The sequence below is a fragment of the Clostridium sp. NSJ-49 genome, from assembly GCF_014287725.1.
Lineage (GTDB): Bacteria > Bacillota > Clostridia > Clostridiales > Clostridiaceae > Clostridium > Clostridium disporicum_B.
Genome location: NZ_JACOOP010000025.1, coordinates 16481 through 31972, shown reverse-complemented (window position 1 = coordinate 31972; position 15492 = coordinate 16481). Strand labels below are relative to the sequence as shown.

The window sequence follows — 15492 nt, the reverse complement described above, 5'->3', positions numbered from 1 at the left end:
AATAGAAATATAAGTAATTTGGGGATGGTATAAAAATGACAAACGAAAAGATAAGTTTGACAGAAGGAAATGCAAAGATTGGTATGTTAAAGTTCGCTCTTCCAATATTTTTAGGACAAGTATGCCAACAGCTATATAATGTTGTAGATGCCATAGTTGTAGGGAATTATGTTGGGCAAAATGCTTTAGCAGCAGTTACTAGTACTGGAGCATTAATATTTTTACTTGTAGGTTTTTTTGGAGGAATGTTTTCAGGAGCAGGTGTAATTATTTCTAGATACTTTGGAGCAAAGGATGAGAAAAAGATTAAAAAAGCCGTTGGAACTGCAGTATCATTTGGATTTATTAGCGGTACAATCCTTACTATAATAGGCACTTTATTAACACCGACTATTCTAAGACTTATGGGAACTCCTGATAATGTATTTCAAGATTCATCAATATATATAAGAACATATTTTACAGGTATTATTTTTGTTGTTATGTATAATACAGCTTGTGGTATTTTTCAAGCTGTAGGAGATAGCAAACGTCCTTTATACTATCTTGTTATATCCGCTATAATTAATGTCATTTTGGATATAGTATTTGTAGGATTTTTTAATATGGGAGTTATAGGAGCTGCAATAGCTACAGTAATATCACAAGGTACAAGTGCATTTTTAGCTTTTTTTAGATTAGCTCGTATTGATAGCACATACAAAGTAACCATAAAAGGTATTTGTATAGAAAAAAGTATTCTTAAAAGTATGATAAATATAGGATTACCTTCAGGTATACAAAATTCAGTGATTGCTTTTGCTAATGTAGTTGTTCAATCAAGTGTCAATTCATTTGGTGCAGTTGTTATGGCTGGAAATGGTGCATATATAAAATTAGAAGGCTTTGCTTTTATACCAGTTACAGCATTCTCAATGGCAATTACTACATTTGTAAGTCAAAATATTGGTGCTAAAAATTTTGATAGAGTAAAAGAAGGAGCAAGATTTGGAATTTTATTTTCTTGTATTTGCGCTGAAGTAATTGGGCTAGTTATATTTGTCTTGGCTCCATATCTTATTAGTATATTTGGAAATAATCCAGATGTTATAGCTGTAGGGGCACAAAGAGCACATCTAAATGCATTATTTTACTTCTTATTATCATTTTCACATTGTGTATCTGGTGTTTTAAGAGGGGCTGGTAGGTCAAAGATACCTATGTTAACAATGCTGATTTGTTGGTGCGTAATACGTGTTTCATATATACAAATTGCAACACATTTAATAAATGATATAGCAGTAGTATTCTGGGCATATCCTATTACGTGGTTCTTAAGTACAACTGTATTTTTAATATATTATAAAAAATCAAATTGGCTTGAAGAGTGTAAAAAGAAAGCATTAAGTATAGAGATTAAAAGTATTTAAATAAATATAGCAAGAGTGTTTTTGCATTATAAAATATTAGTATAATTTTAGTGGTAGGCTTTAGCTTTCCACTTTTTTTGTATATGAAAGTTCAAAATTTAATGCATGTAGGGTTTTTAGAAGTTTTGACTTTTCACTTAAGGAGTGTAATGAGATACTTCAATGGAATTCAATCTCTGAAGTGAAAACTAAATTTGAAGAAAATATCAAGCTTCAAAATTATAAGTTAGAGTTTCAAAAGATAAAGAGATAGAAGTTATTGATGAAGAAGGAAATGTTATAGAGGGTTTATATGCTGCTGGAGAAGTTACAGGTGGAATTCATGGCGGTAATAGAGTAGGTGGAAACTCATTATCAGATATATTTACATTTGGTAGAATTGCAGGTAAGAGTGCTGCTAATAATAAGTAATATGAAATAGTAATAGATTATATTGAAAGTCCAGTAGATTTTCAGGTGGAAAGCTCTATGTTTAAATACACAGAGCTTTTTTATCTTTCTTATACAATAATAAGTATATTCTTAGGCAATGATTAAGTTCTTGTCGTAGATATAATTATTATCCATGAAATCATAAATTTTGATTTTCATAGGATTTTATCTATATTTATAAATAACAAACTAAATTTATTACAATGATTATTAGCATTTCTCTAAGACAACTTTTGAATCTACATTGTCTTTCATAAGTTTCTGGGAAGTAATAACATATAAAATAATAGCTAGGCAAATAGAGAGAATATCTGCTACTGGTTGAGCCCATACAAGTCCATTTATTCCAAGTATAGCTTTTAGAATAAATAGTGCAGGGATATATATAATTACTTGACGACTAATATTTATTATTAGTGAAGAAACTGCAGCTCCTGTAGCTTGCAATGCATTAATTAAAACATAAAATACTCCAAATAGTGCACTTGTTGAAAGAAGGATTCTAGAAAACTCAACTCCATAGTCAAAAGCACTAACTTCAGTTAAAAATGCACTTACAATTTGATTAGTAAATAAATAGCATATAGCTGTTAATGATACACCAAGAATTAGAGCAAACCAAAGGGAGAATTTTAATATTTTTTTATATCTATCCCAATTCTTTGATCCTACACAAAAACCAAGTAGTGGTTGAATTCCTTGCCCAAGACCTATACAAACCATACCAGTAATCATAATTACCTTCATAGCAACACCGATTCCAGCTAAAGCCATATCACCATAAGAAGCCATTTGACTATTCATTATAATTTGAGAAACACTCATAAGAATAGAACCTAGAGAAGCGGGTATACCAATGGCTAGTACGCTACTACATACCTTATCTTTTATAGTGAAATCTTTAATATTTATGCTAAGCATAGATTTTCCCTTCATAAAGTATGCAATATAGTAAAGAGCTCCAATTATATTACCAATAACTGTAGCAATAGCAGCTCTAGTAATGTTCCAACCAAAACCAAGAATCATTATTGGGTCAAGAATAATGTTTAAAAGATTACCTATTAACATACCCATCATAGCCTTATTAGATTGACCTTCAGCTCTTAAAACATTTGAGTAACAGTTTGAAATTAGAACAAAAGGACCAGAACAAATAACTATAATAAGATAGCTACGTGTTAATTCAATAGTATCTGAGCTTGCACCAATAAATACAAGAATTTGATCCATAAATATAAAGAAAAGTAGTGATATAATAATCCCAACTATAACACAAGACCACATACAGAATGAACATACTTTTTTTGCATAATCTTTTCGCCCTTCTCCCATAGAACGAGATATAACTGAAGTTCCTCCTATACCGAAAATAGTACCTATAGCCATAAAGATTAAAAAAACTGGAGTAGCTAGAGATACAGCAGCTACTTGAAACGGATCGTGGGTCTGTCCAATAAAGAAAGTATCTGCTAGGTTATAAATTAGAACCATTATCATAGCTGCGATTGCAGGAACAGCATTTTTAAATATAGCCTTTGAGACAGGCATTGAGTTAAATACATCTAGAGATTTTTTGTTTTCCATAGTTATTTCTCCTTTAAAATATTCGTTAGCACAATATTAATAGTGTGCTATTAATTTGATTTTATTAAAAGCTCGAAATAGTATCGAGCTTTTATTTCATGTTATTATTTACTTTTTCTAATAGGTCATTGAAGATTAATTTTTCTTCTTCACTTAATCCAGATAAAAGTCTTTTTTCAGCATCATCCATACTTTTCTCAGCATCTAAGCAACATTCTTCGCCTCGATGAGTAAGCTTAACCATTTTTATACGTTTATCTGATGGATCACTAAAACCTTCTACAAACCCTTTTTGCTCTAATCTTGAAATGACCCCAGCAGCAGTAGATTGAGCTACTTGAAGAACTTTTTCCAGTTCCTTTAAAGAATACTTTTTATCAGGAGCATCATTTAAAAGAAGTAGAACAGTAACTTGAGTCATAGTTAAATCTTTGCTACGTAATTCATTATTAGATTGCTTTTCTAAAGAATCATGAATTTGTTTAATTAATAGTCCACATGGATTATGTTTCATTACTTAAAGGCCTCCTTAGTTACTTCTTAATAAGAGTAACATATTTACTTTTTAAAAACAATAGCATGCTTTTAAAAATCAGAAGTTTTTATTAAAAAATCATTTTAGAGTATTGACTTCGAGTTAACTCTAAGGAGTAAGCTTATTTTATAGAGAATAATTTAATAAAATTAGAGGAGCAATATAAATGAATAAATATAGTCTAAAAAATATTAATACTATATTTCCTATATGAGATGAACTTCCAGAACAAATTTCAAAATATTTTATTGGCACTGCATATCTAAATATGCTTACTACAAGTGGTGTTGGAATTGGAAATGTTACATTTGAACCAGGCTGTCGTAATAATTGGCATATCCATCATAAGGGTGGTCAAACTCTTCTTGTTATATCTGGCCGTGGCTGGTATCAGGCAGAAGGTGAAGAACCAAAAGAGTTATATCCAGGAGATATAGTTAATATACCTGCTGAAGTAAAGCATTGGCATGGTGCAGCAAAAGATAGTGCTTTTTCACATCTTGCTATTGAAGTCCCAGCTGATGGTGCATCAAATGAGTGGTGTGAGCCTGTTTTTGATGAAGAGTATTTAAAATTGAAATAGTAAAATAAATTAAGAGTAAGGGGTTATATTAATGAGTAAAAAAGTATTGATTTTATCTTCAAGTCCACGAAAAGGTGGAAATTCTGATTTACTTTGTGATGAATTTATGAAAGGGACACAAGAAAGTGGTAATTATGTAGAAAAGATTTTTATAGCTCAGAAAAATATAAATTACTGTAGAGGTTGTGGAGTTTGTAATTCAATTCATAAATGTGTTCAAAATGATGATATGGCAGAAATTCTTGATAAGATGGTATCTGCTGATGTAATTGTATTAGCAACACCTGTATATTTCTATTCAATGGATGGACAACTAAAAACTCTTATTGATAGAACTGTACCAAGATATACAGAGATATCTAATAAAGATTTCTATTATATAATGACTGCTGCAGATACAGATAAAAATATGCTTGAGCGCACTATAGAAGGATTACGTGGATTTACAGAAGATTGTCTTAGTGGAGCAAAAGAAAAAGGAATTATTTATGGAACTGGAGCCTGGGAAAAGGGAGAGATTAAAAATACTTCAGCATTTTTACAAGCTTATGAAATGGGAAAAGGTATAAAATAAAACTTTAGGGGAAGATAAAATGAAGAAAAGAACTTTAGGTAGAGATTTAGAAGTATCAGCTATTGGATTTGGATGTATGGGGATGGACCATGCATATGGAGCTCCTGCTGATCGTAATGAAATGATAAAGCTTATAAGAAAAGCTGTAGATTTAGGCTGCAATTTCTTTGATACTGCAGTTGTATATGGTGAAAGCAATGAGGAGTTATTAGGAAATGCTTTAGAAATATACAATAGAGAAGAGGTAGTAATAGCAACAAAATTTGGAATTATAGGCCAATCAGTAATAGATGGTAAACCACTAAATATATTGGATAGTAAGCCAGAATCTATAAGAAACCAGTTAGAAGGATCTTTAAAAAGATTAAAGGTTGATTATATAGACCTTTATTATCAACATCGTATTGATCCAGAAGTTGAGCCTGAAGATGTAGCAAAGGTTATGAAAGAATTAATAGAAGAAGGAAAGATAAAATACTGGGGAGTGTCTAATGCACCAATTGATTATATAAGACGTGCTCATGCTATATGTCCAATTACTTGTGTTGAAAATCAATATTCTATGGTATTTAGAGAAGCAGAAAATGAACTATTTAATGTTTTAGAAGAGTTAAATATAGGTTTTGTAGCTTACTCTCCATTAGGAAATGGATTTTTAAGTGGTAAATATAATAAGGATACAAAATATCAAGAAGGCGATTTTAGAAATAATATGAAAAGATTTAGTCTAGAAGTAATGGAGCGTAATCAAGTATTATTAGATCTTCTTAAAGAAATTGCAGAAAGAAAAAATGCCACAAGTGCTCAAATTGTTTTAGCATGGGAATTAGCTCAAAAAGAATATATAGTACCAATTCCAGGAACAACGAAATTACATCGTTTAGAGGAAAACCTTGGAGGAGTAGCAATTAATCTAACTCGTGAAGAAGTGCAGGAAATTAATGAGGCTTTAGATAGCATAGAAATTGATGAAAGTCATTTCTAATAGAAGTTAATACAAATCAAATAATGAAATAATATGAAAACAAAGAATAAACTTAATAGTCAACAAAAAAGATAGCATTACAGCTTTTTAAAGCGGTAAAATGTAGCTTAAAAGATTATGAGGGGTTAAAAGGTAGTTGAAGTAGTATTACAAAGTGGTGAGCATATAACTATTATAATATAGTATAATGTATGTCCATTAAATAAGAGATTAGCAAATATAAAATAGAAGTACGTAAGGATAGTTGAAAAATATTTATCAACTATTTCTTACGTACTTTTTTAGTCTAAGTTTTTACTTTGTACATCTTGCCAATTATCTACGTTTTGGAATATTTCAGGTGAAGCTCCAGAAAAAACTCCAAGTGCTTCATTGTCATTCATCAATGTATATCTAAACCAAGCGGTCATATAACCATCAGCATATATTAACATATCTCCGTGGTCAATATTTTTTCGTCTTGCCATAATTGCTTTTATATTATCATTTAATGATTCAAAGTTCCTAATCAAAGAATCAAGTGGTGCAATAGTTTCAGCATCAGCTTTACCTGTGCCAGCCACCATAAAATAAGGAATATTAACTTTAGTTATATCATAGTTCCACTCTAGTGCATTTGCAAGCTCTAGAGAAGTGGTGCTTGCAGTATAAATTGACTTAAACATACTGCTGTTATTAAAGTTTGTTATAGCATTGATTGCACCGACTCCCCCTTGTGAATGTCCTGATATACCTATATTTTCTATATCTAGCTTATTGTAAAATATGCTTTTTTCATTATTATTTAACGATAGAATATAGCTTAATGTAATTGAAGAAGATTCACCAGATGCAGTATTTTCATCATCATTTCCTATAACAACAAATCCCCATGAAGCTAAATGATCAAATGTTGCTCCGTATTTTGAATAAGGTACACCAGTTCCATTTACAAATAATACGATTGGATATTTTTTGTTACTATTGTGGACTAGTTCAGTTGGATACCATATCTTATATTTACTAAATAACTCTTCGTTACTGTCAATCTCTAAAGAAGTAACATCATATTCTCCATAAGCTATATATTTTTCTTCAAGAACTCCACCAGCGACAACATTATTGAAATATTCACTATTAATAGGTTTTGATGCAAAGTATTTCAATAGTATTAAAAAAGCAATTATTAAGAAAAGAATAATTACAAATACAATTAAAATGGTTTTTATAAATTTTTTTACCATTAATATTTCCCCCTTTACAATATGATGAGACAGCTGTATCATAAGTTCGAGACAAGTGTATCATACACTTTATTGCAAAAACAATAGTTTATAAAAAATGAGACAAGTTGAGAGGTTTTGTATCATATGAAAAAAGAAGAAAATAATACGTATGTAAAGAAGCAGATTACACAGGCACTTTTGAAGTTAATGGAGACTCATGTGTTCGAAGAAATTAAAATAACTAATATAGTTAAAGAAGCAATGGTTGGAAGAGCTTCGTTTTATAGAAATTTTACGAATAAAGAGGATGTAATAAAACAATATCTTATACAACTGATTAAAGAATGGGAAGAGAAACTTAAACTAGAACAAAGAGAAGAGTCAGATTGGATAGAAAACTTATTTGGTCTTTATAAAAATTATAGTGAAGTTTACAAATTGTTATATCGCTCTAATTTATCATATTTAGTATTAGAGAATATTAAAGAAGTCTGTGGACCTAAAGCAGAACAAGATGATTTACAAGCATATTTTAATTCGTGGTTAGCTCATGGATTATTTGGTTGGATTAATGAATGGATTGTAAGAGGAATGAAGGAATCTCCTAAAGAAATGGCACAATTAATTAAGGCAGCGGAACAGCGATCTTAAAATTATTAGTTATAGAATAATAAAGTTATTAAATAATACTATATGTAGATATGTAATTAAATTTAAAAGGAGTAAATAAATGAATAAAACAATAGAAAGAATAAGAAAATTTAGAGAAGATAGAGATTGGTCACAATTTCATACACCAGAAAATTTAGCAAAGGCTATAAATATAGAAGCTGGTGAGTTATTAGAGCATTTTTTATGGGACAATAATTTTAATAAAAAAGAAGTATGTGAAGAACTAGCTGATGTTATGGTTTATTGCTTACATATGGCAGATTCATTAGGTGTTGATATTGAAGACATTATAAATAAGAAGATGGATAAGAACGAAAAGAAATATCCAGTAGAAAAAGCTAAAGGAAATAGTAAGAAATATACTGAATTATAGTATAGAAAAGTATATAGAAAGTGGAGCATCTGCACTAGCCTTTAACTATGGCGATTTAGTAAAGATTAAAGAGTTAAATGCTAAGAATCAAAATATAGGAATAGCATGCAGAATTAAATTTATAATAGTATAAAATATGATATAATATATGATATTATGTCTAAAATTGGTTTGATATACATAAGAGTATGTAAGAGGGAATTTTGTGGATTAAAAGATGAGTGATAATTATGTTAAATTTAAGAGAGATTATACAAATGTAAAAAAGTTTAATGTAGAATTCTCAGATATTTATAATTAATTTTAAATTGTTAATTTATATATTTCAGAAAATATATAATCTCTAATTAAATGATAATTGCTAGATAGTAAAAATTTAAGAAAGAGGGAGTAAAAAATGCCTGTATATAGATTAAGTAAAGAAATAATATTTCCAAATCCAGACTTAGCGGAAGAGGATGGATTGCTAGCTGTAGGAGGAGATTTAAAGTTTGAAAGACTTATATTGGCTTATTGTAATGGTATTTTCCCGTGGTATAGTGATGGAGAACCAATACTTTGGTGGTGTCCAAAGCCAAGATTTATTATAAAACCTAATGAAGTTAATGTATCAAAGTCTATGAAAAGAGTTTTTAATAAAGGTAAGTTTACTGTTACTTTTGATAAAGATTTTAAAGCGGTAATACAAAACTGCAAAGAGCTTAGAGAAAATAAAGAAGGCACTTGGATAACTGATGAAATGATGGATGCGTATATAAACTTACATAAAAGAGGTTTTGCATCAAGTGTCGAAGTGTATAATAATGAAAAGCTCGTAGGTGGTCTTTATGGAGTTAAGATAGGAAAGTGCTTTTTTGGAGAAAGTATGTTTTCAATAGAATCAAATGCATCTAAAGTAGCATTGATTAGTATGTGTAAAAAGCTTGAAGAAGAAGGCTTTATATTTTTAGATTGTCAAATGCATACTAACCACTTAGAAAGTATGGGTGGGAGGTTTATAGATTGGGAAGAGTTTAAATTAATGCTAAAAGAAGGCATCGAATTTGTAAACTAGATAGGAGTAGTATGGGAAAGATTTATGTATCACAGCTTTTTTCAGATGTAGAAGTATTTGAATTGCTTAAAGATAAAGATATAGGTCTTGAAATTATCGAGTTCGGTATTGGAAGCGTACTTGATAAAGAGGATAACGGATTAAGTGATTATTTAAGTAGGATGGGAGATAGTATAAAGAATAGAAACTTATCGTTACATGGACCATTCCTTGATTTAAATCCAGCTAGCTTTGATAGCTTAGTAAGAAGTGCAACTATGCAGAGATTTAATCAAGTATATTCTGTTGCAAAGAAACTTAATGCTGATAGAATAATTTTTCACTCATGTTTTTATGAAGATATTTATTTCAAAGAAATCTATGTTACCAACTCTATAGAATTCTGGAAAGAATTTTTAGCTGATAAGGATGAGTCTATTAAAATACATATAGAGAATGTGTTGGAAAAGTCTATGGACCATTTAGTAGAAGTTGTAGAAGGAGTAAATAATGACAACTTAACGATATGCTTAGATATTGGACATGCAAATTGCTATTCAGATGTACCAGTAGAAGAGTGGATTAAATCTTTAGGAAATAAGATAGGTCATATTCATCTCCATAATAATTATGGAATTAAAGATACACATGAAGGCTTAAATAAAGGCAATATGGATATTTGTTATTTGCTTCATAAAATTAATGAATACTGTTACAATCCATCAATGACTATTGAAATTAATGATTACTCTGAAATAAATAGCTCTATAGAAGTGTTAAATAAGTTTTTGTAGATATTTTCAGTAGAGGGTTTAGTTTAGGCTAAACTCTCTACTGAGTTATTCTTCTTTCTATTAAGTTTTATTGATTTTTAATAAATTCTTTTGGTAGATTTTTTTATGTTTAAAGGCTTCTGTCTAAAGAAAACATTATTTGTAATTATATTTACTATCTCCTTTTTTGTTGTAATTAATAACATAAAACAGTAAAATTATACTGTAATAAGGTGTTTTATCTAGAATAAGCATAGTAAAAAAATATAGATTAAGGGGATGGATTTATGTATAAGTATAGATATGAAAAATCATCAGGGGGAACGTTTTTTACAGAACCGGATCATAGAGAGGTGATAGATAAATTAGCTAGAGAAGGATGGAGATTTGTAACTGCAATACCTACTTATAAAACTGGAGAAGGTAAAGTTAAGGAATTTGATTTAGTATTTGAAAAAAAGGTCGATTAATAATAGTTTAATGGGCAGTAGTATAAAATTTATATTTAGTTATTTATTAAAGCTATAGAGTAATCTATAGCTTTTTATAATATCTTCTGTTAAAAAATGATATTATTTATCATAAAAATAATAATATAATTTACTAAATTATACAATTTATGGTAAAATATTTTTGTGAACATTTGGGGGTGGGTGAATGGAACTAAAACATATTTCAATAAAAGTAAAATTAATAATATTTGTATATATGTTATTATCAATAACAAAAATGCAAAAAATAGATAAGTCATTAATAATTTTAATGCTTTTATATTTAATATCAATATTTTCAAATGGAATAGTAAAAGAGAAATATAGAATTATACTAAGTGCTTTTGAAGGTTTATGTGCTTTGTTTATAGGAATAAAGTTTATTCCTATAGCTATGGTTTTATTAATAATTACAATGCTAGAGCTTGCTCTAGGAAAGATAAAAGATAAAGGTATTTTATTTGCTTTAATTGCTTTACCTTTATTATTAATAAGAGACTATTTATTAAATAGTGAAATTATAGTATTGGTTTTAGTTATAGCATTATTCTTTTCATATTATTTTAAGGAACAACATAACTTATTTAAAATGGAGAGAGAAAATGAACAAAGAAGAAAAGAAATATATAAACTTCAAAGCAGATTAAAAGAAGAACAGAATTTTAAAGAGCAATTTCTGTATACAATGCAATTAGAAGAAAGAAATAAGCTTTCTGGAAAGCTTCACGATAGAATAGGTCACACAATATCGGGAACGTTGCTTCAGTTAGAAGCTATTAAACTAACTATTGATAATAACAAGGAGCAAGGAAAAAAACTATTAGATATGTCTATTGATAACTTAAGAAAAGGTATGAATGATATTAGAATGATTTTAAGAGAAATTAGACCACAGCAAGAAGAATTAGGAATTAATAGAATCAAATTAATATTAGAAGAAAAGACTAAAAATACAAGATTTAAATATAGTATAAGACATTCAGGTGATTTAGAAAAAATATCAGCATCTAATTGGATTATTTTTGTACAAGCTGTAAAGGAATTAAGCACAAATTCAATTAAATATTCTAAGGGTACAGAAATAGATGTAAACATAACAATCTTAAATAAAATTATCAAGTTAGAAGTTAGAGATAATGGTATAGGCTCAATGGAAGTTAAAAAGGGCATTGGTTTATCTAATTTAGAAGAGAAGATTGCAGAAATCAATGGACAGCTGATAGTTGATGGTACAGATGGATTTTCTGTAATTTTAATAATTCCATTTTAAAGGAGGCTATATGGAAAAGATTAAAATCTTAATAGTAGATGATGATTCCTTAATAAGGGAGAGTTTAAAAATAATATTAAGCTCTGATGACAAAATAGAAGTTTTATCTACAGCTAGTAATGGACAAGAAGCAGTGGATTATTGTATTAAAAACTCAGTTGATATTGCTTTAGTAGATATAAGAATGCCTTTAGTTAATGGAGTAAAAGCTACAAAAGAAATAACTAAGAGAACTAACACTAAGGTAATTATTTTAACTACTTTTGATGAAGATGAATATATAAAAGAAGCATTGAACTATGGAGCTAAGGGATACTTATTAAAAAATACATCACCTAGAAAGATAATAGAAACTATAAAAGTAGTGAGCAGTGGAAATTGCGTCATTCAAGAAGAGGTATTAAATAAGATAACAGATAAGCTACTTAAAGTTAACAATAAATCAGAAAAGAAAATAGATACAAGTTTATTTACAGAAAGAGAATTAAATATTATGGAAGCCATAGCAGATGGATTAACTAATAAAGAAATATCAAAAAAACTATTTATATCAGAAGGAACTGTAAAAAACTATATTACATCTATTTTAGATAAGACAGATTTAGAACATAGAACACAAATAGCAATTTACTATATAAAAGGTAAGTAAACCCAAAGAATTAAATATATAGTGGTAACTAAGAGACAGGGGGAGAGTTTAATTGAAGTTTGATCTTTGGAGATCAGTAGAAGTTTTTGTAATTGGATTAATAGTATGCTTTACTACAACTATGCTTCTTGGGGATGAGGCATTTACTGGTATAGCAATAATTTATTTAGCTGCAGTTATTGCAGGAAAAGTCAGCAATAAATAAGTTAGGTTATTAAATTAAAGGGGTGATTGAAATGAAGGCATATGAGAAATTATCTAAATTTTACAAAAAGGATTGGGGTAATGATAGTATTAGATATATTGATTTAATTACAAATGTAATTAATACATTAGATTTAAAGATAACTTCTATCTTAGATGTTGGGTGTGGTACAGGGATACTTGCAAATGAGTTGAAGAAAATGAACTTTGAAGTTAGCGGAATGGATATTTCAGAGGACATGATTAATGTAGCTAAAGAAACTACAACAGAAATTGAATTTATAGTAGCAGACATGAGAAATTTTGATATGAAGAAGAAATTTGATATGATTACATGTGCTTTTGATGCTATTAATTATATAACTACTGATGAGGATATGGAAAATGCTATGAGTAGTATTTATAATAACTTAAATGAAAATGGATTTTTTATATTTGATGTTAACACACCTTATTTATATGAGGATAAGCATTTTGGTGTAATCAATAGGGTATTTGATAATATACATTTTAAGCAAATATTAGAATATGATAAAACAACTCAAATAGCTACTACACTTTTTGATTTTGGAAATAATGAGTTAGAAAATCATATTCAAAGGGCATATTCAGTTGAAAAAATGGATGAATATCTTTTGAAATCTGGATTTGAAATAGTTGGTAGATATAAAAACTTTAGAATGTTTCCTATAGAAGATAGAACATACAAGGTTTTTTATGTAGCAAAAAAGAGGTAAGCTAGAAATAATATAGCTTTACAAAAGGTAGGTTAAGGAGATTTAGAGTCTCAGTTAAATTCCAAGTTAGAGGTGAATTCAGATGAATTTAAGATTAGCTAATATGTATGACTTACCCAAAATCAAAGTTATATACGGAAAAATAATTGATAACATGAATAAAAATAACATACAGATTTGGAATGAGATTTATCCATGTGAGGTTTTCTATGATGATATTGTAAATAATCGTCTTTATGTTTTAACGGAAAACGATGAGATAGTTTCAGCTTTTGCTTTAAGCAATTCAAATTTAGGAGAAGAGTATATGAAATGGGGAAATAAAAATGCTAAAGCATTATATATTGATAGGTTTGGAGTTAATGTCAATTATTTAAGAAAAGGAATTGGCAGCGTAATGATTAATAAAGCAATTGCCATTGCAAGAGATAGCAGTGCTAAATATATACGGCTTTTTGTTGTGGATATAAATAAACCTGCAATAAATTTTTATTTAAAGAATGGCTTTAAGCAAGTTGATGGAATCTATGAAGAAAGAATTGATGATTTTGTGTTAAGTGAATATGGCTTTGAGATAAAAGTATAAATGAACATGTATAATTTTATTATTAAATTAAGAGATATTGAATAGGTGCCAGTAGGTGTTTTGTTTTTGCACAAATATACCTACTGGCACTAGTTTATTTATTTCTTTTTAAATATCTCATTATTATAATACCCTCTTCAACAACATAATATCGAAGAGTTTTGATTTCGTATTTAGAGTCAAATCACCATCTCAAATTATCTAGTCGAATCCATCATTTTCATCTGCTATATAGCAATCTAAGCCTATTGTTAAATTTAATATTATTTTCCCATCCATATTAGTAATACTCCAGGTAACCTTTTTTATAGTATTTATAAAAATTTATCCCCTTAATATAAAGGCGAAGCAATTAAATATGACTTTTGTCATATGCAATTTATGACTTTGTATAGTAGGTTGATTTTTATATATTTCCTATAATGATGGTATAAGATAAAACTTGGGGGTATTTAAATGAAGGTTATTGAAATAAGAGATTTAGTGAAGAAGTATGGTAATAACATTGCTGTTGATAATATTAACTTATCTATAGATGAAGGTGAAATATATGGTCTACTTGGGCCAAATGGGGCTGGTAAAAGCACAACTATAAATATGCTTTGCTCTTTATTAAAGCCAAACTCTGGTTCTTTAAAGATATTTGGGGTAGATGTGCAAGAGCATAACATGGATGTTAAGAAAAAGATTGGGCTAGTTCCTCAAAATGTTGCTGTATACAAAGACTTTACTGCTTATGAAAATGTTAAATTTTTTGGAGAGTTATATGGTTTAAGAGGAAATAAGCTTAAGGAAAGTGTTAATAAAGCACTAGAATTTGTTGGATTACTAGATGTAGCTAAAGACCAAGCAAAAAGTTTTTCAGGTGGAATGGTCAGAAGATTAAATATAGCTTGTGCGATAGTTCATGAACCAAAATTGATTATAATGGATGAACCTACTGTAGGAATCGATCCTCAATCAAGAAATCATATTTTAAATGCTGTAAAGACTTTAAATAAAAATGGGACTACTATAATTTATACTACTCACTATATGGAAGAAGCAGAGAATCTTTGTAGCAAGATAGGAATTATAGATAAAGGAAAGATAATAGTTGAAGGAAGTACTGATGAGTTAAAGTCTATGGTAAGTGATAAGAAAACTTTACAGATACGTGTTGATGATGTTTATAAGCTTGAAATAGAAAATATTAAAAAGATAAAAGGTGTATCAGAAATTATCATTGACCAAAACTGTTTAACAATAAATACTCAAAAGGAAATAAACAACCTAGATATATTAATAAAAAGTATAACTGATTCAAATGTAAAAATATTAGATTTAGGCTTTAAGGAAATAACACTTGAAACTGTATTTTTAACTTTAACAGGTAGAAGTTTAAGAGATTAGGA

At 28.7% G+C, this 15492-nt stretch carries 18 protein-coding genes and 1 pseudogene; 16 read left to right on the top strand and 3 right to left on the bottom strand.

From position 1 onward, the window contains the following. The first annotated feature begins 35 nt into the window (after nucleotides 1-35). Together H8S10_RS10195 and H8S10_RS10190 are read left to right on the top strand one after the other, a co-directional pair. Nucleotides 36-1409, top strand: coding sequence for an MATE family efflux transporter (locus H8S10_RS10195; RefSeq protein WP_186838800.1), 1374 nt, complete (start codon nucleotides 36-38; stop codon nucleotides 1407-1409). A gap of 252 nt (nucleotides 1410-1661) precedes the next feature. Beyond that, nucleotides 1662-1820, top strand: a pseudogene (locus tag H8S10_RS10190) (FAD-binding protein); the annotation flags it as partial. A 231-nt stretch (nucleotides 1821-2051) separates the two neighbouring features. Here the strand turns inward: H8S10_RS10190 and H8S10_RS10185 are convergent. After that, nucleotides 2052-3428, bottom strand: a complete 1377-nt coding sequence (locus H8S10_RS10185) for an MATE family efflux transporter (RefSeq protein WP_186838799.1) — start codon at nucleotides 3426-3428, stop codon at nucleotides 2052-2054. Nucleotides 3429-3519: 91 nt separating this feature from the next. Then, nucleotides 3520-3942, bottom strand: a complete 423-nt coding sequence (locus tag H8S10_RS10180; protein WP_055266906.1) for a MarR family transcriptional regulator — start codon at nucleotides 3940-3942, stop codon at nucleotides 3520-3522. Between the two features lie 253 nt (nucleotides 3943-4195). Between H8S10_RS10180 and H8S10_RS10175 the strand changes: the two genes are divergently transcribed. From H8S10_RS10175 to H8S10_RS10165, 3 genes are read left to right on the top strand one after another with little or no spacing between them, the layout of a single operon-like run. After that, nucleotides 4196-4546, top strand: a complete 351-nt coding sequence (locus H8S10_RS10175) for a cupin domain-containing protein (RefSeq protein ID WP_347707676.1) — start codon at nucleotides 4196-4198, stop codon at nucleotides 4544-4546. Nucleotides 4547-4577: 31 nt separating this feature from the next. Continuing rightward, the gene (locus tag H8S10_RS10170; protein WP_186838797.1) at nucleotides 4578-5120 is read left to right on the top strand and encodes a flavodoxin family protein; all 543 of its coding nucleotides are present in this window, start codon (nucleotides 4578-4580) and stop codon (nucleotides 5118-5120) included. Nucleotides 5121-5139: 19 nt separating this feature from the next. Beyond that, nucleotides 5140-6105: an aldo/keto reductase gene (locus H8S10_RS10165; RefSeq protein ID WP_186838796.1), complete on the top strand. Its 966-nt coding sequence runs from the start codon at nucleotides 5140-5142 to the stop codon at nucleotides 6103-6105. Between the two features lie 281 nt (nucleotides 6106-6386). Here the strand turns inward: H8S10_RS10165 and H8S10_RS10160 are convergent, their stop codons facing one another. Continuing rightward, a complete protein-coding gene (locus H8S10_RS10160; RefSeq protein ID WP_186838795.1) occupies nucleotides 6387-7328 on the bottom strand; it encodes an alpha/beta hydrolase in 942 nt (313 codons plus the stop codon). A 126-nt stretch (nucleotides 7329-7454) separates the two neighbouring features. Between H8S10_RS10160 and H8S10_RS10155 the strand changes: the two genes are divergently transcribed. The 11 genes from H8S10_RS10155 (at nucleotide 7455) to H8S10_RS10105 (ending at nucleotide 15490) form a co-directional block, all read left to right on the top strand. After that, nucleotides 7455-7961 (top strand): TetR/AcrR family transcriptional regulator, encoded by a 507-nt coding sequence (locus H8S10_RS10155; protein ID WP_186838794.1) that lies wholly within the window; start codon nucleotides 7455-7457, stop codon nucleotides 7959-7961. Nucleotides 7962-8040: 79 nt separating this feature from the next. Further along, on the top strand, nucleotides 8041-8355 hold the full coding sequence (locus H8S10_RS10150; protein ID WP_186838793.1) for a nucleotide pyrophosphohydrolase: 315 nt from the start codon (nucleotides 8041-8043) through the stop codon (nucleotides 8353-8355). Between the two features lie 397 nt (nucleotides 8356-8752). Beyond that, nucleotides 8753-9409 carry a leucyl/phenylalanyl-tRNA--protein transferase gene (gene aat, locus H8S10_RS10145; protein WP_186838792.1) on the top strand — a complete coding sequence of 219 codons (657 nt, stop codon included), beginning with the start codon at nucleotides 8753-8755 and terminating at the stop codon, nucleotides 9407-9409. 11 nt (nucleotides 9410-9420) lie between these two features. Then, nucleotides 9421-10182 carry a sugar phosphate isomerase/epimerase family protein gene (locus H8S10_RS10140; protein WP_186838791.1) on the top strand — a complete coding sequence of 254 codons (762 nt, stop codon included), beginning with the start codon at nucleotides 9421-9423 and terminating at the stop codon, nucleotides 10180-10182. Between the two features lie 266 nt (nucleotides 10183-10448). After that, a complete protein-coding gene (locus H8S10_RS10135; RefSeq protein WP_186838790.1) occupies nucleotides 10449-10631 on the top strand; it encodes a DUF4177 domain-containing protein in 183 nt (60 codons plus the stop codon). A 187-nt stretch (nucleotides 10632-10818) separates the two neighbouring features. Continuing rightward, nucleotides 10819-11922, top strand: coding sequence for a histidine kinase (locus tag H8S10_RS10130; RefSeq protein WP_055266924.1), 1104 nt, complete (start codon nucleotides 10819-10821; stop codon nucleotides 11920-11922). Between the two features lie 10 nt (nucleotides 11923-11932). Beyond that, entirely contained in the window at nucleotides 11933-12571 is a 639-nt protein-coding gene (locus H8S10_RS10125) for a response regulator transcription factor (RefSeq protein WP_055266926.1), read from the top strand. Nucleotides 12572-12623: 52 nt separating this feature from the next. Beyond that, a complete protein-coding gene (locus H8S10_RS10120) occupies nucleotides 12624-12776 on the top strand; it encodes a hypothetical protein (RefSeq protein ID WP_156334266.1) in 153 nt (50 codons plus the stop codon). A 31-nt stretch (nucleotides 12777-12807) separates the two neighbouring features. Further along, nucleotides 12808-13512 (top strand): class I SAM-dependent methyltransferase, encoded by a 705-nt coding sequence (locus H8S10_RS10115; protein ID WP_186838789.1) that lies wholly within the window; start codon nucleotides 12808-12810, stop codon nucleotides 13510-13512. Nucleotides 13513-13594: 82 nt separating this feature from the next. Next, nucleotides 13595-14098 (top strand): GNAT family N-acetyltransferase, encoded by a 504-nt coding sequence (locus H8S10_RS10110; protein WP_186838788.1) that lies wholly within the window; start codon nucleotides 13595-13597, stop codon nucleotides 14096-14098. A gap of 456 nt (nucleotides 14099-14554) precedes the next feature. Continuing rightward, nucleotides 14555-15490, top strand: a complete 936-nt coding sequence (locus tag H8S10_RS10105; RefSeq protein ID WP_186838787.1) for an ABC transporter ATP-binding protein — start codon at nucleotides 14555-14557, stop codon at nucleotides 15488-15490. Nucleotides 15491-15492 lie beyond the last annotated feature (2 nt).